The organism is Streptomyces lonarensis (genome assembly GCF_012033735.1).
GTDB classification, from domain to species: Bacteria; Actinomycetota; Actinomycetes; order Streptomycetales; family Streptomycetaceae; genus Streptomyces; species Streptomyces lonarensis.
Genome location: NZ_JAAVJD010000001.1, coordinates 1 through 19,513 on the forward strand (window position 1 = coordinate 1; position 19,513 = coordinate 19,513).

18 protein-coding genes are annotated in these 19,513 nt (G+C 68.6%); 12 read left to right on the plus strand and 6 right to left on the minus strand.

The genetic code is table 11. The annotated features are described in order from the left end of the window. Positions 1–501 precede the first annotated feature (501 nt). The 9 genes from HCN56_RS00005 to HCN56_RS00045 all read left to right on the plus strand — a co-directional run bounded on the left by HCN56_RS00005 (position 502) and on the right by HCN56_RS00045 (position 6,839). Complete coding sequence (locus HCN56_RS00005) at positions 502–1,134, plus strand: hypothetical protein (protein ID WP_167967310.1); 633 nt, start codon at positions 502–504, stop codon at positions 1,132–1,134. A 562-nt stretch (positions 1,135–1,696) separates the two neighbouring features. Next, positions 1,697–2,119 carry a DUF6409 family protein gene (locus tag HCN56_RS00010; protein ID WP_167967311.1) on the plus strand — a complete coding sequence of 141 codons (423 nt, stop codon included), beginning with the start codon at positions 1,697–1,699 and terminating at the stop codon, positions 2,117–2,119. Between the two features lie 330 nt (positions 2,120–2,449). Next, positions 2,450–3,460 carry a DUF3560 domain-containing protein gene (locus HCN56_RS00015; RefSeq protein WP_312870963.1) on the plus strand — a complete coding sequence of 337 codons (1,011 nt, stop codon included), beginning with the start codon at positions 2,450–2,452 and terminating at the stop codon, positions 3,458–3,460. A 69-nt stretch (positions 3,461–3,529) separates the two neighbouring features. Then, positions 3,530–4,174 (plus strand): hypothetical protein, encoded by a 645-nt coding sequence (locus tag HCN56_RS00020; RefSeq protein WP_167967312.1) that lies wholly within the window; start codon positions 3,530–3,532, stop codon positions 4,172–4,174. A gap of 58 nt (positions 4,175–4,232) precedes the next feature. Further along, on the plus strand, positions 4,233–4,643 hold the full coding sequence (locus HCN56_RS00025; protein ID WP_167967313.1) for a DUF6197 family protein: 411 nt from the start codon (positions 4,233–4,235) through the stop codon (positions 4,641–4,643). A gap of 44 nt (positions 4,644–4,687) precedes the next feature. Beyond that, a complete protein-coding gene (locus HCN56_RS00030) occupies positions 4,688–5,086 on the plus strand; it encodes a DUF6181 family protein (RefSeq protein WP_167967314.1) in 399 nt (132 codons plus the stop codon). Next, positions 5,083–5,688, plus strand: coding sequence for a DUF6349 family protein (locus HCN56_RS00035; protein ID WP_167967309.1), 606 nt, complete (start codon positions 5,083–5,085; stop codon positions 5,686–5,688). The genes HCN56_RS00030 and HCN56_RS00035 overlap by 4 nt, the downstream gene beginning before the upstream one ends. 176 nt (positions 5,689–5,864) lie before the next feature. Beyond that, positions 5,865–6,143, plus strand: coding sequence for a DUF6211 family protein (locus HCN56_RS00040; protein WP_167967315.1), 279 nt, complete (start codon positions 5,865–5,867; stop codon positions 6,141–6,143). Between the two features lie 42 nt (positions 6,144–6,185). After that, complete coding sequence (locus HCN56_RS00045) at positions 6,186–6,839, plus strand: hypothetical protein (RefSeq protein ID WP_167967316.1); 654 nt, start codon at positions 6,186–6,188, stop codon at positions 6,837–6,839. A 254-nt stretch (positions 6,840–7,093) separates the two neighbouring features. On the opposite strand, the gene HCN56_RS00050 is transcribed toward HCN56_RS00045, so the two are convergent. Continuing rightward, on the minus strand, positions 7,094–7,300 hold the full coding sequence (locus HCN56_RS00050; RefSeq protein ID WP_167967317.1) for a hypothetical protein: 207 nt from the start codon (positions 7,298–7,300) through the stop codon (positions 7,094–7,096). Between the two features lie 592 nt (positions 7,301–7,892). After that, a complete protein-coding gene (locus HCN56_RS00055) occupies positions 7,893–8,888 on the minus strand; it encodes a DUF3800 domain-containing protein (RefSeq protein ID WP_167967318.1) in 996 nt (331 codons plus the stop codon). Between the two features lie 752 nt (positions 8,889–9,640). On the opposite strand from HCN56_RS00055, the gene mobF reads away from it, so the two are divergent. Beyond that, positions 9,641–14,092 (plus strand): MobF family relaxase, encoded by a 4,452-nt coding sequence (gene mobF / locus HCN56_RS00060; protein ID WP_312870964.1) that lies wholly within the window; start codon positions 9,641–9,643, stop codon positions 14,090–14,092. A 265-nt stretch (positions 14,093–14,357) separates the two neighbouring features. Here the strand turns inward: mobF and HCN56_RS00065 are convergent, their stop codons facing one another. Further along, positions 14,358–15,161 (minus strand): SAM-dependent methyltransferase, encoded by an 804-nt coding sequence (locus tag HCN56_RS00065; RefSeq protein ID WP_167967319.1) that lies wholly within the window; start codon positions 15,159–15,161, stop codon positions 14,358–14,360. 224 nt (positions 15,162–15,385) lie between these two features. Next, positions 15,386–15,988: a 3'-5' exonuclease gene (locus HCN56_RS00070; protein ID WP_167967320.1), complete on the minus strand. Its 603-nt coding sequence runs from the start codon at positions 15,986–15,988 to the stop codon at positions 15,386–15,388. A 400-nt stretch (positions 15,989–16,388) separates the two neighbouring features. Here HCN56_RS00070 and hisH point away from each other — a divergent pair, with 400 nt between their 5' ends. Further along, positions 16,389–17,039 carry an imidazole glycerol phosphate synthase subunit HisH gene (hisH, locus tag HCN56_RS00075; protein ID WP_167967321.1) on the plus strand — a complete coding sequence of 217 codons (651 nt, stop codon included), beginning with the start codon at positions 16,389–16,391 and terminating at the stop codon, positions 17,037–17,039. Further along, on the plus strand, positions 17,036–17,842 hold the full coding sequence (hisF, locus tag HCN56_RS00080; protein ID WP_167967387.1) for an imidazole glycerol phosphate synthase subunit HisF: 807 nt from the start codon (positions 17,036–17,038) through the stop codon (positions 17,840–17,842). Before hisH ends, hisF begins: the two co-directional genes overlap by 4 nt. A gap of 94 nt (positions 17,843–17,936) precedes the next feature. Here hisF and HCN56_RS00085 read toward each other — a convergent pair whose 3' ends face one another. Together HCN56_RS00085 and HCN56_RS00090 are read right to left on the minus strand one after the other, a co-directional pair. After that, positions 17,937–18,722, minus strand: coding sequence for a class I SAM-dependent methyltransferase (locus HCN56_RS00085; RefSeq protein WP_167967322.1), 786 nt, complete (start codon positions 18,720–18,722; stop codon positions 17,937–17,939). Continuing rightward, positions 18,719–19,501: a HisA/HisF-related TIM barrel protein gene (locus HCN56_RS00090; RefSeq protein WP_167967323.1), complete on the minus strand. Its 783-nt coding sequence runs from the start codon at positions 19,499–19,501 to the stop codon at positions 18,719–18,721. The genes HCN56_RS00085 and HCN56_RS00090 overlap by 4 nt, the downstream gene beginning before the upstream one ends. Positions 19,502–19,513: the final 12 nt, after the last annotated feature.

Here is a 19,513-nt window from a genome sequence, read left to right on the forward strand (position 1 = left end):
GCGCGCACCGTAGCCACAGGCCGGCGGACATCTCGAACCATCCGCCGGTGGGGTGCCGGCGTTAGTGATGTGTGCCTCCGGCGGGTCCTCTCTCGGAGGGGGAGGGGGCTGGTTGGTGGGGTGCGGGTGCGTTGTGGTGGGGGTGAGGGCGGGGTTCCCTCCTCGGCCGGTCACCCGGGGGGCGTACCAGGAACCCGGGCTCGGCGTCCAGGCCGGGCCGCTTCGCGGTCGCTGCGCGAGCCAGGACACCGAGCCCGGAACCCTGGTACGGCGGAGCTGTCCGACCGAGGAGGGAACCCCGCCCAGGTGTGTTGTGGGCTTGGCCCGGCGGGGCGGGTGCGGGGCGGTGGTGTGTGAAAAGGCAGGTCAGAGCGCCTATCAGGGTTGACCCAACCCCTAGAACATGGTTTAATTAAGCATGCCGGAAGGGGAGGGCAACCCCCGACCGGTGGCCCCGGGCGAACGACCCGGCGGAACCCCCTCTCACCAGGAGAACCAACGATGGAAACCCCCTCTGCTGTTGCCGAACTGGCTCATCCGATCGCTGTCCAGCTCGGCGGGAACTGGCGACCGCGGCAGGCGTACCACGGCGCCCGGGAGCTGGATTACGCCGCTCTCTTCACGCACCTCGACGGCCGACAGCTCCACCTCTCCGAGCGGTTCGACGACCCCGGTCGCCTGCACATCCGGGGCGCATTCCCCGCTACTGACTATCCTTTCCGCAGGGGCGAGCGTGACAGTATCCGAGTCGCCATGAACACCGGCGTGGCGGAAATTGCGGAACTCATCAAGTCCGACCTGATTCCGGTGCACCGTGACGTGCACAGCCGCGTGAAGGAGCACAACCGCAAGCAAGGTGAGATACGGCGGAATGTCGAAGAGACCGCACGTGATCTCTCCTCCAGGCTCCCCGGCGCCCAAGCGCGAATCGACGGATCAAACGCCTACATCTACATGAATCTTGAGCCCGGAGAGGTTCGCATCGGGCTCGACGGAGACACGGTGAACATCGCTCTCAACGATGCACCCCGTGTCATCGCCGACGCCGTCGTTTACGCCGTAAGTCGATTCCTGCCGCACGTCCAAACCCCCGAGGAAGAGTACGGCGAATGCTTCCACGGGCGCGACCTCTAGGTGCCGGTCCCATGGGCGGCGCGCTCTCGCGGCGCGCCGCCCCCCACGCACACACAAGAACCGAAAGGCCATGTGATGAGCGCCGACGTATTCGTCATTCAGCCCCGATGGACCGTCCAGGCCCCGCATTTGCGTTGCACCCTCAAGCGCGCGCTTGCCCTTCAAGCCACGCAAAATGTGTGGTCAAGTACCGAGCACATCAATAATGCTGTGGAGATGACCTACGGTGATCAACTCCCCGACTCTGGGCGGTGGGAACTCACCCGCTCTCAACTCCGCACTCTCAAGATCGCTATCGAATGGCGCAGGGCAAGGCGTTCGGCCAGTGACGGGAGGGTCGCCCCTCACGTCCTCGAACACTGGGCGGAAATAGAAGAGGAGGTGATCGTCGCATATCGAGCCGCGAGTCATGCGGAAGGAATTGACTGGGTCTAAGGGGTTGCTGACCAGTCAGGAACATGGTTTAATTAATGATGTCGCAAGGGGGAGGGCAACCCTCCGACCGACACCCCGTCGGGGCCCACCGGCTCCGACGGAACCTCTCACCAGACAGGGAAACGACATGCTCACCACGCCCCACAAGCGCACCGTCCAGGACTTCCCCACGGCGACGCTCGCACTGGCCGCGCCGTGGTTCCGTGCCCACCAGCTCGACACCCGCCCCGCTCTCGTCGTCGGCCCGTTCGGCGGACCGGAGTGTGCCGACGAGGCCACTATGGCGGTCGTCTGGTTCTTCACCATGGGCGCCCCGGAGCCCGGCGGCAGCCTCCAGGCGATGTTCCCCCACGAGCTGACACCGATCGACGACACGCTGACCACGATGCACGAGGACACGTTCCGCGACATCGTCCGCAGCCTGCGCCGGGGGCGGTTCGCCTACGACGACGGCGGCGCGCTCTGTGACGCCGTCCGCCGGGCGTGGCGCGAGCGGGCCGGACTGGCCGACGCCGACTCGGCAGCGCGGCACACACGCCGCCACAACTGACCACCAGGACCACCGGTCCGGAGGAGGGCAACACCTCCGGACCGGCTGGCCTCCACGCCGAAGCGGACACCCCTTCGGGGCGGCAGGACAGGTCCGGTGCGTTCACCGCCGTCGGCCGACTCCGCCGCAGACGGCTCCGCCGACCGCCGGCGGGCACCGGACCGACAAGGACGCGCCCCGCGGGGGCGCGGCAGCCCCTGCCGTCGCGCAGGCGCGACGGCCCCGCGACCCGCTCGTCCCTCACGGCCCGCGCCGGTGGTGCAGCGCCGCTGCCAACGCACGGTCCGTCCTGCGGCCGGACCACACACTCTCACCAGAAAGACCAGCTCAGTGACTATCGAGATCACCCACACCCGGCGAGAAGGAACCCTGATCGAGGGCACGAGCCGAGGCGACGGATCGGCCGAGATCCTGCGGCTCCGCGAGTATGGCCGCACCCAGCGCCAGCCCTTCCGCTGGAGCCGAAACCTCGACTGCTGGTACCTCCCCCACAGCCGCGACCACGCCACGTACACCCCCTCACTCGAACTCCTCGCGCAGCGACTCCGCGACGCAGGCTTCGAGGTCACGCTGACCATCGACAACGCCGACCGCCGATCGTTCTCCGACGCCGAGCACGACCGGGAGGAAAAGGCCCAAGCCAGGGCCGAACGGTTCGGCAACTACGCCGAGGCCGCCGCCCGGAACTCCGAGGCAGCGTGGAAGAAGAGCCACGACATATCCGAGCGGTTCGCTGGTGGCCAGCCCATCCTCATCGGACACAACTCCGAGCGCCGAGCCCGCCGCGACCACGAGCGGATGGACGGGGCGATGCGAAAGAGCATCGGCGAACGCGACCGCGCCGACCACTGGAGCGGCCGGGCGCAGGCCGCCGCCGACTACGAGCAGTTCAAGAAGAGCCCCGGCCGCACACTCCGCCGCCTCGACAAGCTGCGGGCCGACCTCCGCGCGGTCGAGAAGTGGCAGCGCGGCGAGCGCGCCAAGGGCTACTCCCGCAACCCCGACGACCCCGAGCTGGCCATCCGCCACGAGGAACTGACCGAAGAGATCGAGCACTGGCAACAGGCCATCAAGGATGCCGAGGCTCAGGGCGTCAAGGTCTGGTCGAAGGCGGACTTCTCCCGCGGCGACTTCGTCCTCTACCGCGGCACCTGGTACGAGGTGCTGCGCGTCAACCCGAAGTCGCTCACCATCCCGCACATCCACAACGGCACCGGCCGGCACATCGTCCGCGCCACCGGCAACCAGCACGACTGGACCTGGACAGCCCCCTACGACGACGTGTCGGGACGCATGGGCGCAGACGAGATGCAGCAGCCGCCCCCGGCCGAGGCCGAGTAGCCACCTCCCCGCCCGCTCCGGCGGCCGAGCCCCGGCGCGGGCCGCTCCTCACCAGAACAGGACCCCACCATGACCACGCGACTCCTCGCACGACCTGCCACTGCCCCCGACACCGAAGCGAGCAGGCTCACCGCGCTCGCGACCGAGGGCAGCACCACCGTTCCGCCGTACCGCGTCGGCGCTCCCGACATCCAGTGCCGGTACCCCGTGATCATCGGCGAGAACCAAGTCATCGGCCGCGCCTACCGGTGGCACCGCGACTGGCTTGTCCTCACCACCGAGGGCGAACGCAACCTCCGCCGCCCACCCAAGGGGACACCCGGTACCGAGATGGCAGCCGCCCACCTCGCCCAGCAGTACGCCGCCGGTCAGATCGGCTCCGTCCCCCTGCACCAGGTCCTCGCCGACTCGCCCGCACCGCTCTGTGGCCCGGTACCCCTCCTCCACCCCCGGATGCCGGTCAACGACCGCAACACCGAGAGCGCCGAGACCGCCTTCGGGGGACTCGCCGCCCACCACTGGCGGGCCGTCCTCACCGGATTCCCCGGCAGCGACAACCACTGGTACCTCTCCTGCGAGCTGTGCCCGTGGGAAGGCCCGAAGTTCTGGTCGCACCTGCGTGGCCGCAACGGCCAGCCGCCGAGCCCACGCCGCCACAAGGGCGGGTGCATCGGAGAGGACGAAGTCCGCCGACTGATCCCCGCCTACCAGTAAGAGCCCGACCGGGGCGGCGGCACCGCGCCGCCGCCCCGCTCTCCCGAAGGACAGCACCATGCAGAACAAGCACACCCCCGAAAGCATCGTCATCCCCGACACCCCGGCCGCGATCCTGGAATGGGCCGCCCGCCACATCGAACACGTCGGCATCTACCAGGGACCTCGCCTGTTCGCAGGCCCCGGCCGCACGGCAACACTGCCCTGCTGGCCCCGTGGCGCCATCGAAGTCGCCGCCGGCCACGGGCGCGGAACCGCCGGCCGGACCTACGACTGGAACCGCATCGACCGAGCCCGCAACCAGGCGTTCGCCATCCTCGCGGAAACCCTCACCGGACACCCCCTCGAAACCACGTCCCTGCACCGCGACGCCATCGACCGCTGGAGCGCCGAGCCCGGCCGCACCGCCGCCGACGCCGCCCACGCGTTCCGCGCCGCAGCCGCCCGCGCCGAACACGCACTGTTCTAACCCCCGCCGCCCAACCGCATCACCAGCCACCGAAGGCGCACACGATGGACGAGACGACAGACCACCGCACCCCCACCCGAACACCGAGCCGCCGAGGAGCCGCCACACCCAGCCGAGACGGCATCCACCGGCTCACCGTCCCCCTCCACCCCCGGCTCAGCGCCACCGAGCTCATCCGCGTACTCCTCGCAGCCCCCGGAGAAACCGACCTCACCGCCCTCGACCCCGTAGCCGTCCGCGCCCTCATAGCCGACGTCCTCACCCGGCACGGCGACGCCGTACTCGACCGGTCCCAATACCACCCGGAGCTCGACCACCACCAGGACGCCCGCCGCGCGGTACGCCGCGCGTACGGGCCGCGGTTCCTCGACGCCCCCGACGAACAGGCCGTACTCGCCGACCCGCTCAGAGAAGTCCTCGCCGCCACGAGCAGGACGCCGTGACCGCCACCGACGCCGAGCCGACCGGAGCACGAGCACGGCAGACGTACTACTGGCGAGTGCGCAACGCGCGGACGCGCCACCGTCCCGAGAGCTCAGCGCACCGGTGGCACATCCAGCCCGGACACCCCGGCGGCGCGTACAGCGACCTCGGCCACGAGCTGGAACCGCCGGCACACCACGCCCCAACTCTCCTCTCCCGCAGCCGGCCGAAGCCCCGTGGACACGAGCAGCAGTTCCGGGGCGGATGCCTCACCTGCGCCTGGGAAGGCCCCGTCTACCCCGGCAGTGGGCACGGGGACGGCGACAACTCCGCGATCGAGGACGCCCACGACCACGCCTTCCCCGGCTGGAGAGAGTTGCCCCCGATCACCCGCGCGAGAGACAGACGGCAGACCCAGAGGAACCTGACCCGCTGGACTCAGCTGACCTCTCAGTACCCGCTCGGCTGGGTGGACCAAGGCGCCCCGATCCTGGTCTGGTCCCGACACCGCCGCGAACCCCATCTCCCACCACACAGGGGAAGCCCCCGCTACGAACTCCGCGTCGACCGGCCACCCACCCACCGGGACAAGCGGGCGACCGACCAGGACTCGCTCTTCTGACGGCCGGGACCCCGAAGCAAAGGTGGTTTAATTAGTCCGCCGCGAGCGGACCAGGGCAACCTCCGACCGGCACGAACGTCGAACCCGACGCAGCACACCAGGCAGCAAATGACGGCCAGCGCACAAGGGCAACAAGGCGCTGGCCGTCGCGTTCTCTCACCAGAAAGAACTCCACCATGCTATGCGACCGACACCCCGACCATCCCCAGCCCGGCGACATCACCCAGCTCAAGCCCGGTAACAGCATCGGCGCTGCCCCCAGCGACAGCTTCGTCATCGTCGAGGATTTCCCGCCCAGCGGCCGGCACCTCGTCCTCAACCTCCCCGCCGGCCACCCCCGCCAGGAGGACTGGGCCGCCGCCATCGCCCTGGCCGACATAGCCACACTCACCAGGCTCGAACCGGCAGGCAGCCGCACATGGACGCCGATACGAGACCCGGACGACGCCCCGTGACCCCGCAGAACGGTCACGGCCCACGAAGAACAGGAGACGACCGTGCCCCGCAAGACCGGCCGCGCGCTCTACTCACGCGCGGACCTGCGCCAGGTCCACCGAATCAGCGAATCGACCCTCCAGAACCTCTGGACCGACCGGGAGCGCAACGGCCACCCACCCGTCGCTGACACCATCGACGGCGTCATGCACTGGGACGGCGACGCATGGGCGACGTGGCACCACGAACTTCAGCGACAGCGCGCTGCGGCCAGCACCACCAACCCACCGAAGCTCGACGGCGACCCCGAAGAGATGGTCGGCCCCGCCGAGGCCGCGAAGGTCTGCGGCTTCTCCGACTCCGCCACCGTCTCCCACTACGTCAAGAACCCGCCCGCCAGGTGGCCCGAGCCGGACGACTGGGACGAACTCCCGACCCGGCGCCGCCCCAAGTGGAAGCGCTGGCGACTGTGGCAGTACCTCGCGGAGCGCAAAGGCCGCGGCCACGCCGGCGGACGCCCCAAGGGGCGCCGCGGACTGGCCTACCCCTACCAGGGCGACGAACGGCTGACGCTCGCCCGGCAGGCCCTCGCGGAGAACCCCGGGGCCAAGAACGCCGAGTTGATCACGCTGCTCCAAGGGCAGACGGAGAAGACCTACTCCCGGCCGACCTGGAACCTCATCCTCAAGTCCGCCCGCGAACACCCCGAGGAGTAACCCGTGCCCGACACCCCCTGCCCCCGCTGCGGCGGCCCGCTTGGTGAGCATCCGGCGCGCACCCGGCTGACCCTCGACCGGGACGTTCGGATCTGCACGCCGTGCGGAACGGACGAAGCGACGCGCATCGCCCGAGGCGAGCCACCGATCCCCTTCGGGGACTGGCCCATCCGAGCCAGCTGACCACTGCGCCGCGGGCGATGCCGAGCTGAAGCTGCGAGAGGAGGGGGGGGCCGACGGCCCCCCCCTCCTCGTCACTGCTCCACGTCTCGCGGGAGAAGCAGCGCATACACCCCGAGCGCCAGGGTCATCGTGGTCACGAAGGCACCGGCACCGGTGCCCAGAGCGACGAGCGCGCTCCCGTCGACGGCGTAGAGGAGGAACGCCGCTGCGAGCGCGATCACGAGGGAAAACTGCACGGCGATGACGACGAGCAGCAGTCGTGTCCTGAAGGTTGGCATGCGGGTCTGAACCCATTCCGACTAGCGGAGGCCGGGAGCGGCGCAAGGCAGCCTCAGCCCGACCACCTGACAACAGTGGCCATGAGCTGAGGACGCGCCGACGTTTCACATCCGCACGGAGCCGACCCGCAACTACCGGCTATGACCTCCCGATCTCTATCCGCCCCGGGGTTGGTGTGTGAAGTAGTTGGCTCTCCACGGCACGTCGACCCGTGGGGAGCCGAGACCGAGGTTGAAGTAGTGCCAGTACACTCTCGGCCTCGTGCTCGTAATGCGTAAGCATGCGCATCATGGCACAACCGGCCAGTGGGCAGAGGCCCTTCCGGAGGGGTAGAGAGTGGCGTCACTGTTCCAACAACATCAACGCCGCTCGCGGGGTAGGACGCGCGAGACGGATGACTCGGTCGCGTCAGCAAGGCGACCGTGAACGGCGACGTCTGGTCCAGCCGCACGAGTTGTGGGCGTTGAACCAGCAGGTGGCCTTTCGCCTCAGGGGCACTCGGGGGACGAGCTGCTCGTGTGAGGGCCATCGGTTCCGCCTTCAGGGGCACCTGTGCAGACCCTGCAGGCACCCCTCAGCGCCATCATGAGACTAAGCGTTTGCGGGACGCGGCCAGATGCCGTCGATGAGCCAGGGACGGACAATCTGCTCCAGGCCGCTCAAGCACTGGTCCTCGCTGCCAGCTATCAACTGCAGCGCCCACTGGCGCGTTGCGCCAGCGGCCCAGTCCGCCACCTGGAGCTGCGGGTGGTCCTTGCTGTCCGCGAACTCAATGGTGCCCATGACGGGGGCTATGGACTCGCCCGGCCGTGCCGGATTGGGAAAGAAGTGCGCGGTGTGCAGGAGAGTGGTGTTGCGGTCGACCACCTTCGATGCGTCGTGCACCAGGCGGAACCTGCCCAGGGTCTGACCAAACGTGGTGGCGAGGCAGTACAGGCTTGGGATCGCCGGATCTAGCTCGTCCTGATGCCCCTGGGATGCGATCTCCGCTGTGGTCTCGTCAGCGACGGGTCGGCAGTATTCAAGAAGCTCCAGCCACTCGGCGAACTGCTGGTCCTTCATGGACGCCTTGAGGACAGCTATGGCCGCGTACAGTTCGGCCGTGGTGGCCTTCTGACGAACCCAGTTCACGAACGCGTGGAGCATCCGGTCGTAGGCGTCTGCATCCCCCACGGCGGGTCCGGCCAGGTGCAGCATGTCCGCCAAGGCGAGGGTCTGTTTCCCCTCGTAGAGGTTGTAGCCGTCCTGGTGCGCCATGGGTTCCACGATGATGTCGACCATCTTGGTTATCACCATGAATCGCTTGTGGACCATGTAGGTCCGCACGCTCCCCTCGGGCAGACGCGAGAAGGCGTTCATCAGCGCCTTCCGTCCGCCGCTGGAACGCGCCAGCGACCTGTACTTCGGCTCGCGAAGATTGCGCGGGAGCTGGCCACGGACCTCGTCGACGATAGAGGCTGCGAGGTCGTCAGTGAGGTGGACCCCGGCCAACGTGAAGACGGGCTGGTGCGGGTCGAGGAGGTTCTGGCCCGAGTTGGCGGACTCGTCGACGTAAACGACGGGGGGTGCCGAGGATGAAGTGGACATGGACAGAGAATGCCCCGCCAGCTTCGGGGCGGTCCAGCCGAAGTCGGCGATGGAAGCCGCAGCGGTCGGTTACCCCCTTAGCCTGATCGCGCCGTCCGGCTGGTGAGCCGCGCGGAGGGGCGGGGACCTGCGGCCCCGGAACCCGCGGTTCCTACGCCTTCTGGTGCTCACGGATCAGCTCTTTATGCAGGTCAGCATGATAGCTCGCCCTCCCCGTACGGCGGGTCACCACACCTGTTCAGTTCGATTTATCCACCGAGTAGACGTCTCTCGGTCTCGTGAGTGTCTGCTGCGGTTTCTCGTGAACAAAGCCACCGGGGTTGGGCACCAAGCGCGGCTTGCGACATGCGCGGTGGGGTGAACGGTATGCGGGCGGCTGAACCGTAGAACAGCACGCTGACGTACCGTGACGGCCGCGAGGTCCCTGGCCACGACACGGGCGGAGTGGCTGCCAACCTTTAAGGGGAGGCGCGATCCCCGGGCCGGATCCGCGCCGTTCTGGCTCACGTAGCGATCTACCCCTGCCGGAGGAGCCTGCGTTCTTCGTCGGGGCGTGCCGATCAAGTCGGCACGCGCCGTAGGCACCGCCAGAAGCAGCCCGGTAACAGCGAGGCCGCAGGCACTTCCCGCCCGAAGTTCCACCACAGAGCACTGCCCTTACTAACCGATCTTGAAGACAGAGGACCAAGGTATCGTCACTTCGTGACGATACAGTCAGCCAAGACGACCGGAGCTGGCCGGACAGGAACGGGGTGAGCGGGCCGATGGGCTGGGTGACCATGATCGGCCCGTCCGAGGAGCAGGTTGAGTACCGCCTTACCGGCGGCCACGGCTGCGGGAAGTCCACCTCTGTCGACGCGGCCCCGCTGGTCGCCGCCATCGAGGCCAAGGCCGAAGCCACTGGTTCGCCCGTCGCCTCCCTGCTTGCCAACCGCGAGGCCAAGCGCGCCTTCTTCCGGGCCCGCGGACTCATCCGCAGCAAGGGCACGGCCCGGTTCACCGGATTCGACGCCGTCGAAGTTGCCACCGCCGCAGGGCTCGATGCCCGCGAGTTCTACGGCGAACAGGCTCTTCCCGCCCAGTCGGCAGACGGGCAGGTGGACTACCACCTCGACGCCAGCGAACGCCCACTGGTGTGGATCGGCGGCGGCCTCTCCGAGTTCGGCATTTCTCCCGGAAGCACCCTCGGCCCCGAGCAGTTCCCCGCCGCCCGGCGCCTCATGCACGGCGAGGACCCGCGGAACGGGCAGACCCTCGTCGAGCCCAAGCTGGCCATCGCGCCGGCCGCCAAGCTACCGGCCGCTCCACTGGCCCGCGCCATCCGCCGCGCCGCCGCTGAACGCAGCGTGGCCCCCTCGACGCTCCTGGACTCCAAGCGCAAGCAGGACGCATATCGCAGGCTGGAGAGCCAGCTCCGGCGCTTCGGCGAATCACACCGAGTCCCCGTATCGACCGTGCTGAGGCTCGCCGGTGCCGTCGGCATCGACGCGGTCGAGCTGTACGGCGACCACATCGTGGAGAAGGCCCTCACCGCCGAGGCAGGCGGCCATCTCGACGCGCGCGCACTGCTGCGCGCCGTCGAGGCGCGCGGGGCCGAGACCGGCCAAGCGCCCGCCCACCTGTTCACCGCTGCTTCCATGAAGAGCAGGTACGGCCAGACCGCGCGGGAGGGGGAGCGGCGGCTTCGCGACCTGCCTATGGACGTCCGTGAAGCCATCGCGATGGCCAAAGCAGCAGGACTCGCGCCCGAAGACGTCTGGGACCCGGAGGAGATCAAGGCTGCACTCCTCGAAGGCCGAGTGCAGGTGGGCAACTACGGCGCCGACGTCACGCTGGACCTCCCCAAGTCGAAGTCCGCGTTCCTCGCCTACGCGCCGGACGAGGTCGCCGCCCAGGTCGAGGACATCTACACATCCGCCGGCCGCGAATCCATCAGCGCGCTGGAGCGGTGGACGGCCTATGCCATGCGCGGCCACCACGGCGACGGCGACGAGGCCAAGACGCTGGCGACGAGCGGGTTCTCCGGCTGGATGATGGTCCACCGCGCCGCCCGTCCCGTGGACAGCGCCCCGTACGGAGACCCGCACTTCCACCTGCACTTCACCCTCGCCAACATGGTCAGGGGGACGGACGGCAAGTGGTCCACCATGGCCAGCGGAGGCCGAGACCTCCACCGCCACACCCGAGCCACGCAGTCCCTCATGAACGCCCGCGTCCGCCGCGAGCTGACCGACACGTTCGGCATCACCTTCCGCCGCGAGGAGCGGACCGGCGCCTGGGAAATCTCAGCGATCCCCGAGACGACCATCCGCCTGTTCAGCAAGCGCGACAGCCAGGTTCGGGACCTGCTGACCAAGCTGGGCATCGACTACGGCACCGCCACGACCCGCGAACGCACCGCCGCTTCCATCGCCTCCAAAGCCGCGAAGAACGGGGAAGCCACCGGAGCCGACGACGACGTGTTGCGTGCCTACTGGCAGGCCGAAGGCCGCGCCGCAGGCGACGACCCCGAGGCCATCGCCGCCAGCGCCATGACCCAGCCCCGGGCCGACCAGAACCCCGGCCTCGACGAGCTGTGCGCCCTGATCTTCGACCCGGTGAACGGACTGACCAGCCACTCCAAGGAATTCACCCACGCCGCTGCCATCGCCGCCGTCCTCGACGGTCTGCCGTACGGGGTCGCGGACGCCGAGGAGGCCGAAGAGCTCACCAACGCCGTCCTTCGCCACGCCGGCTACGCAGTCCAACTGAACCCGAAGGGCGCCCAGCACTTCACCCACGCCGACCGATTCACGACGGCGGACATCGTCGCGGCAGAAGCACGGATCGTCTCCGAGGCCACGAGGCGCCGCGACACCCAAACCGCCGTGGTCGACCGAGACACCGTCGAGATGACCCTGTCCGCCGTCGAGGTACAGCAGGGCGGCACCTTCACCTTCTCCGACGAACAGCGCGCGGTCCTCGGGCGACTGCTCACCGATGGACACGGAATCGACGCCGTGGTGGGAAGCGCCGGATCGGGCAAGACCACCATCATGGACACCGCTCGGCAGGCGTGGGAGGCCCACGGACTCGTCGTCGCCGGAGCGAGCACGGCCGCCGTCGCCGCCGCGAATCTCAGGGCGGAAGCAGGCATCGAGTCCCGCACCGTCGCCTCCTGGCTCACCGGCATCCGCACCGGCGGCCCCGGCCTCAACGGTGTGGACGTACTGGTCGTCGACGAAGCCGCGATGTGCGATGACCGTGACATCGCCGAACTCCTCACCCACGCCGCGGATACCGGAACCAAGATCGTCGCCATCGGTGACCCCAAGCAGCTGCACTCGCCCGGCATCGGCGGGTCCTTCGCCGCCGTGCACCACGTCGTCGACGGACTCACCCTCAACCAGAACTTCCGGCAGCGAGACGCGATCGAGCGACGAGCACTGGAGCTGTGGCGCGACGACAACCGCGTAGACGCCCTCCGGGCCTTCGCCGGAACGGGCCGCGTACACGCCCTCGCGGACAAGGACACCACCCTGGCCGCGATGCTCACCGTCTGGGCTGACAAGCGCGCGGCACACACCGACGACCACACCGCCGTCCAGCAGCTCCTCATGCTCGCCGCGACCAACGAGGTCGTCGAGGAACTGAACATCGGGGCCCGCGCGCTGCGCAAGGAGACCGGCGACGTGACCGGTCCTGAACACACCTACGCCTTGCCCGGTGGCGGCGAGCTGACGCTGTCCGTCGGAGACCAGATTCTCCTTCGGATCAACGACTACCGGGGGAAACGGAGCCGAGGCGCCAACGAAGACGTACTGAACGGCCACCGCGGCATCGTCCGCGCAGTGGACGAGGAACGCCGAGTCCTGGTCGAGTGGCGAGAGAAGACCCCCGACGGCCACCGCGACGTGGCCGAATGGGTCGACGCCGACTACATCGCACAGGGCGGCCTCAGCCTTGGGTACGCCATCACCGGCCACAAGTCTCAGGGACTCAGCGTCCAAGAAGCCCTGGTCTACGGCCCCGGCGCCCAAGCGAATGCCCTCTACACGATGATGTCGCGGGACAAGAAGGAATCCCACCTCTTCCTGCCGCTCGCCGTCTACGAGACCGATGCCGACCAAGCCCGTGACGGCGACGCGCTCACCGACCAGCAACAGCTTGACCGCGCCGTCGCCGGCCTCATCCGCGAGATCGAGAACGGCGCCGAGGAACGCATGATCCTCACCGAGCTCCCAGAGAAAGCGGTGCCTGCCCATGTCCGCCAGGCCGCAGCGAACCTCCCAACACATCAGGCCACCGCCGCCGACGACGCGGTCACACCCGCGGAGGTTCCCGAGCGCGAGGACCGTCCCGAAGGGGCGAGCCCCGCCCCGCACGGAGAGCCGACCACACCTGGGCAACCCACTTCGACGGCCGACCGTCCCCACAGCCACCTCAGCGACTCAGCCCTGCGCAACGCAGTACGGAAAGCTGCCACCGCGGCGCGCGCAACCAGGACGGCGGCAGAAAACGCCGAGGCCGCCGCCGCCCGAGCCGAACAGGCAGCCGCAGCCGGGACCGGACCGAACACCCTCGCCCTGCTGCACCGACAGCGGGACGCCGCCCACCGCGCCGAGGCAATCCGAGAACTTCGAGCGCTGGACGACACGATCACGGTCGGCACGGATCGCCTGCACGGCGAACGAACCCGGGTCCAAGAGCTCGAACTCCAACTGGCCGCGACCACCCGCTTCGGGCGCCCCGCGCTTCGTGGGGACAACCGCAAGGCAGTGGAGTCCGCGCACGAGGAACTGCGTCGGACATGCGAGGAGACCGAACACGAGCTGGACCAGCTCACAGGCCGGATGGAAGCTGTCGCCCGGCTGGCCGGACCGGTTGATGAGCACGAAGCTCTGCTCACTGAAGCGGCCATGCCACAGAACCAGAAGACCGCGCTCCTACGACGCGCGAACGAGCAGGACCGCCAGGCGGCTACGAGACTTCGGGCCGAAGCAGGGCTTGCACGGAACCGTGATCGAGCGAGCAGCCACCGAGTCTCCCGACTTCACCGAGAGATGGCCCTGCGGAGCCAGGGTGCGGTCGTGCACCCCGACGAAGGCGAGAGCGTGGCTCCCGCAGCCCCCCGGCCAGAAACGCCGTACATCAACCGGGCCACAGCGGACTTCGCAGGCCACGGGACTCCGCCGGACCCCGCACAGGACGCACCGACCGTCTAGGCAAAGCGCTCCGAAGTGGTCATCCGTGGTCGAGCGGTAGTCGCGGCTTCGCAACAGGCGAGGGCTACACGGTGCCGATCGCACGCCAAACCGCAGGCGGCGTCGACCGCGGGCTGCTCGTCGTCACCGATTGAGGACTGCCCCACGAACGGCACGGACAGCTGACCGAAGACGGCACCTCGGCAAGCGGGCGTGCCCTCGGCTGCCGACCACGCGATGCACCAGGGCTCACTCGACTGGCCGCTGAAGCGAAAGCCGAATCGCTTCAGCGCAGCCGGCCGATCCCGCCCCAGCCGACCCCATCGAAGGTGGCGGGCATCGCCGAGTCCGGGCGCCACTCCGTCAGCGGCACCACTCCAGGCTCGACCAGGTCCAGTCCCGCGAATAGCGTCCGGACCTGTTCCGGCGTGCGCAGTTTGTATGGAACAGCCCCCGTGTCGTCGTACTCCTGCTGCGCGACCGAGGCCCCCGCGCTCACGACGGCGTGGGAAAGGAGCATGTAGCTGCCCGGCGGAAGTCCTGCCAACAGCTGGTCGACCGCTGCTTGGGCCTCGGCGTCGTTCGGGACGTGCCCGAGCACGTCGGACAGGACGAGTGCGACCGGCCGGTCAAGGTCGAGGAGATCGCCTGCGGCGGCAAGGATGTGGTGGGGGTCGTGCAGGTCGGCCTCGACGTACTGCGTGGCCCCCTCGGGGGTCGAGGAGAGCAGCGCCTCCGAATGCATCAGGACCAGCGGGTCGTGGTCGACGTAGACGACCCGGGCGCCCGGGTCGTGGCGCTGCGCCACCTGGTGGGTGTTGTCGACGGTCGGCAGCCCGGTGCCGACATCGAGGAACTGGTTCATCCCGGCCTCGCGGACCAGGTACCGCACCCCGCGCGCGAGGAACCCCCGGCTGGCGCGTGCGACGTCGCGGACCGCGGGGAAGGTGGCGGCGTAGGCGTCGCCGGCCTCTCGGTCGACGGGGTAGTTGTCCGTGCCGCCGAGCCAGTGGTTCCAGATCCGTGCCGAGTGCGGCACGGAGGTGTCGATCCGTCTGCCCGGCTCCGGCCGGTCCGCCTGACGCGTCACACGCCCTCCTTCGGTGGCGCTGCCCGCGCCCCTCGCCGTTGCGTGCGCCCATCCTCGCGGCACCCCACAGAGTCAGCAAGCGGGTGTCGGGGCGCGAGGCACTGTGTCGGATGCATCGAGAACGGTCGGTCCGGTCCGCCGGTAGTGCGGAGCGGAACTCGGGCAGACGGTCGGTTCGCGCCACCAGCTCACCCCGAAGCGGTGGGCCCTATCCGGGGGAGAGGTCACCACAGGGTGGGCTTCTGTTCTGGCTTTGTGGCTCCGGGGAGGCCGGGCGGGACAGCGATGGCCACGAGCTGATCCCAGCTCTCGTACTGGTCGGCCATGGTGATGAGGCGCTGGGCGGCTGCGTAGGCGTCGAAGGCCGCGCGGTGGCGTTGCCCAGGCGCATCGCTCAGGTCCAGCGAGGCGTGCTCGATCAGCGCGTCAAGGCGGTAGGTCGGCAGCCCCGGGTAGGCGGCCTTGGCCAGCCGGAGCGTGTCGATGACCCCGGCCGGCTGCCACTGCGGCAGGTGAGCGCGGAGAACGCGGTAGTCCACGTGGGCGTGGTGGGCGGCGACCCACGCGGTACCGAGTAGGCCGTGGACCACGCCCTCGATCTCTCGCCAGCTCGGCTTGCCGTCGAGGACCTGGTTGGTGAGACCGTGCACGCGCGCGGCGAAGGGAGTGACGGGGCGGTTCGGCTTGGTCAGCCAAGCACCGGCGGTGTCCTTGTCGGGCCGCCCGTCGCGCACCGGAAGCGCGGCCACCTCGACCAGATCGGGCGGGTTGGTGCCCTTGCCTTCGATGTCGACAACCAGCAGCGCGGGCCAGGAGGAGAAGATCATGCGGTTGGTGTCCCGTTCTCCGCCTTCCAGCCGGTGTCGACTCGGCCATGTTGGCGGTCGTAGCGCGGAAACTCGTCCGGCCCTTCAACGATGTTCGCCACGCTCGGTGACGACGGGTGTCCTTGGGGCGCCGCGTTCGCGCGTCTCCTCGCAGTCCTTCATGGCTCCCCGAGTCCCCGGCAGCCCAGCCAAACACCTCGCTACCTGCTGCGAGGCGTTAGCTTGCAGTGGGCGAGCCCGAAGTTTCCGGAGGTCGAGCCGGGCGCCCTCTCGATGTAGCGGAGGGCCGGTACCAGCTTCTGGAGCCGGATAGACTCGCTGAGACATCTGCTGTGCGCATGGCAGCGGCAGGGCAATTCAACCGGGGTTCGCATCCGTGACCCTTAGATTGAGGCGTAGCATGCAGGACGACCGGCCTGTGGTCGGCGTGATCGACTACCGAACCGGAAACAGCCAGAGCGTGGTTCATGCGTTGAACTTCCTCGGTGTTCCGAACCGTCTTCTCACCTCGCCGAAGGAACTGATCGGCGTAGATCGTATTGTTCTACCGGGTGTCGGGTCTGCCGGCACCGCGATGGCGTACCTGTCTGCGGCGGGTTGGCCCGAGGAGCTGAGGGGTCGCGTCGTTGATGGTGACACCCCGTTCCTCGGAATCTGCGTCGGCCTTCAGATCCTTTTTGAGTACAGCGAAGAGCAGAATACGGATTGCCTGGGCTGGTTGCCCGGCAGCGTGCAAGCCTTCGATGGGCTCAATGTTCGAGTGCCACAGATGGGCTGGAACCAGGTACGTCGCACTTCTGGTCACCCCTTCCTGGCAGGACTACCGGAAGCCGGTCACTTTTACTTTTACTTTGTGAACAGCTTCTACGCAGTGCCTGCCGAAACCGGGGACACTGCGGCGACCACCGAGTACGGCGTAGCCTTCACCTCGGCCGTCGCACGCGGAAACATCATGGCCACGCAGTTCCACGCGGAGAAGTCCGGCCCGCTCGGGCTTGACCTGCTCAGCCGGTTCGCCACGACTCCGCAGGAGGAACTGTGTCTGCCATGACAGCCCCCGCGGGGCTCACCACGCGGTTGATCGCCTGCTTCGACATCGTCGACGGCAGGGTCACCAAAGCGCGCCGGTTCGCGGACAACATCGATGTCGGCGATGCGGCCGAGGTGGCCGCTTCGGTGTACGCCGACGGGATCGACGAGATCATCTTCTACGATATTCTCGCCTCCGCTCAACGCCGCCAAGCAGATCTCGCCACGATCCGCAAGGTCGCTGAGATCGTGTTCGTCCCGCTCACGGTCGGCGGTGGAATCCGATCGGTGGAAGAAATGCACGCGGTGCTCGCTGCTGGGGCAGAGAAGATCAGTCTTGACTCGATGGCAGTGCGCAACCCCTCGATCATCACGCAGGGCTCCGACGAGTTCGGCCGCCAGTGCATCGTTCAGTCGATGCAGGTCAAGCGCGTCCCGGCCACGGCTGCGATTCCCAGCGGCTACGAGGTGTTTATTGACGGCGCCCGGCAGGCCACGGGCTTGGACGCCATCGATTGGGCGCGACGGGGCGAGGAGCTTGGCGCAGGCGAGATCTGCGTCAACTCCATCGACCAGGACGGCACCCACGAGGGGTATGACCTGGAGATCACACGTGCGATTGCTGACGCGGTCAATGTTCCGGTGATCGCCTCCGGGGGCGCCGGTTCGCCGGAGCACGCGGCTGCTGCGTTCACCGAAGCAGGGGCGTCGGCGGCGATCGTCAGCTCGCTGCTGTACTCGCCACGGATGGAGCGCACTCTCCCGGTCGGGGAGATCAAGACCGAGCTCGCGAAGCGGCACGGGCTTCCCGTTCGCCTGACGTGAGCGCTCTCTGTCTCTGACAGTGAACTGGGCCCGGTCGCGGTGTGCGGCCGGGCCCAGTTTCTGTTCGCTGTCGCGGTGCCGTCCCGGAGTGCGGTCAGGGCCGGTGAGCGAGGACGAGGTGACGGCTGCTGTCTGCGCTGAGTGGTCTGCCGTCGTAGCCACTCAACTGTGCGTCGATCCTGAATCCTGCGGCCTGGAGCATGCCGGTGAGTTCATCAGGTGTGTAGAGGCGGACGGAGCTGTAGCTGGTCTCCGTGGTGCCGTCGCCGTAGGTGGTCGTGGTCTCTCGGTTCAGCCTGCGCGAGACGGGGTCCCACGTAACGTCCTGAGCCGTGTGGGCGTTGCCGCTCCGCACGCTGCGGGAACCCATGGCGATGGTGTTGGGGTGGGGTGTGAAGTGGTCCATCGCGAAGCGCCCACCGGCACGCAGAACCCGGTGGGCTTCGCGCAGCACGTCCAGGTCCTCCTCCGGTGTGTCGAGGAAGCCGAAGGAGTTGAAGAGGAGGAGAGCAGCGTCCGCGTGGCCGTCGTCCAGGGGCAGATCACGGACGTCGGCGTGGAGGAGGCTGAGCCGTTCACCGGCTGCTTCGGCAGTGGCAGCAGCGTGGCGGAGCATGTCCTGGGAGAGGTCGACACCTGTGGTGCGGCCATAGCCTCGCCGGGTGAGTTCACGGGTGTGCCGGGCGAAGGCACAGCACAGGTCGAGGATCGTGTGGCCGGTTCGCAACCCGAGCCGGCTGACGAGGAAGTCGACGTCTCGCTCGGTTGTGGCGGCGTCGTGGCTGCCGTACCGCTCCACGTAGGCGCTGCCGCGGTAGTTGGTGATCCACCACGGTTCTTCGTCTGGGGCGGAGGGTTGATGGGGGCCGTGCTGGGTCATGTGTGCTTCTCCCCGGGAGGCGTGCAGTGGGTGCGGCCGTCTGGGCCGGAGAGGCCGAGAGGGGCGCTCAGGTAGGCGCGGCCGACGACGGCGCCCCAGCCGGCGTGCCACAGCCGGTGGAGGTCGCTCCAGTTGCTCAGGCCGCCCGCGTACCACAGGGGAGCGTGCGGATGTCGACTCGCGATGTTGTCGAGTGTCTGCCAGGGCGGCGGGGTGCGCTGGGTTGCTGCACGGGCGTCTGTGATCAGTACGGGTTGGAGGCCACCGGTGGCGTCCAGGAGCGCGTTCAGGGCGTCTGACAGGAGTAGTTGGGTGGGACGGGTGAAGCCGTCGGTGATGATTCGCCCTTCGTGCATGTCGACGGACAGCATCAGCTGTCCGTCGCGGGCGAGGGTGGTGAAGTTCGGCCACGCGTGCGGGTCTAGGCGTCCGTCGGGGAACAGGCCGGTCGAGCCGAGTAGGACCCCGGCTGCTCCCGCCTGGAGCAGGCGGGGGACGGTCGGGTCTCGTGGGGTCAGCCGGCCTCCCACCCACAGGCGTCCGGGGTGGCGACGCACCGCGGTTTCCAGCAGCGTTGAACTGGTGGTGGCACCGGTGGAGCGGTCGAGGTCGATGAGGGCTGCGGGCACGTCCTCAGCGAGGAGGGCGGCCAGGAGCTGCGACGGTTGTGTCCCGGGCCGGGCGGGGACTCTTCCGTGGTGGACGTCGAGGTTGACCCGCCAGTCGCCACAGGGGGCGGGGCTGGCGCCGGTGGTCGTGGTGAGCGTCGTGGTGAGCATGCGGGCGGCTCC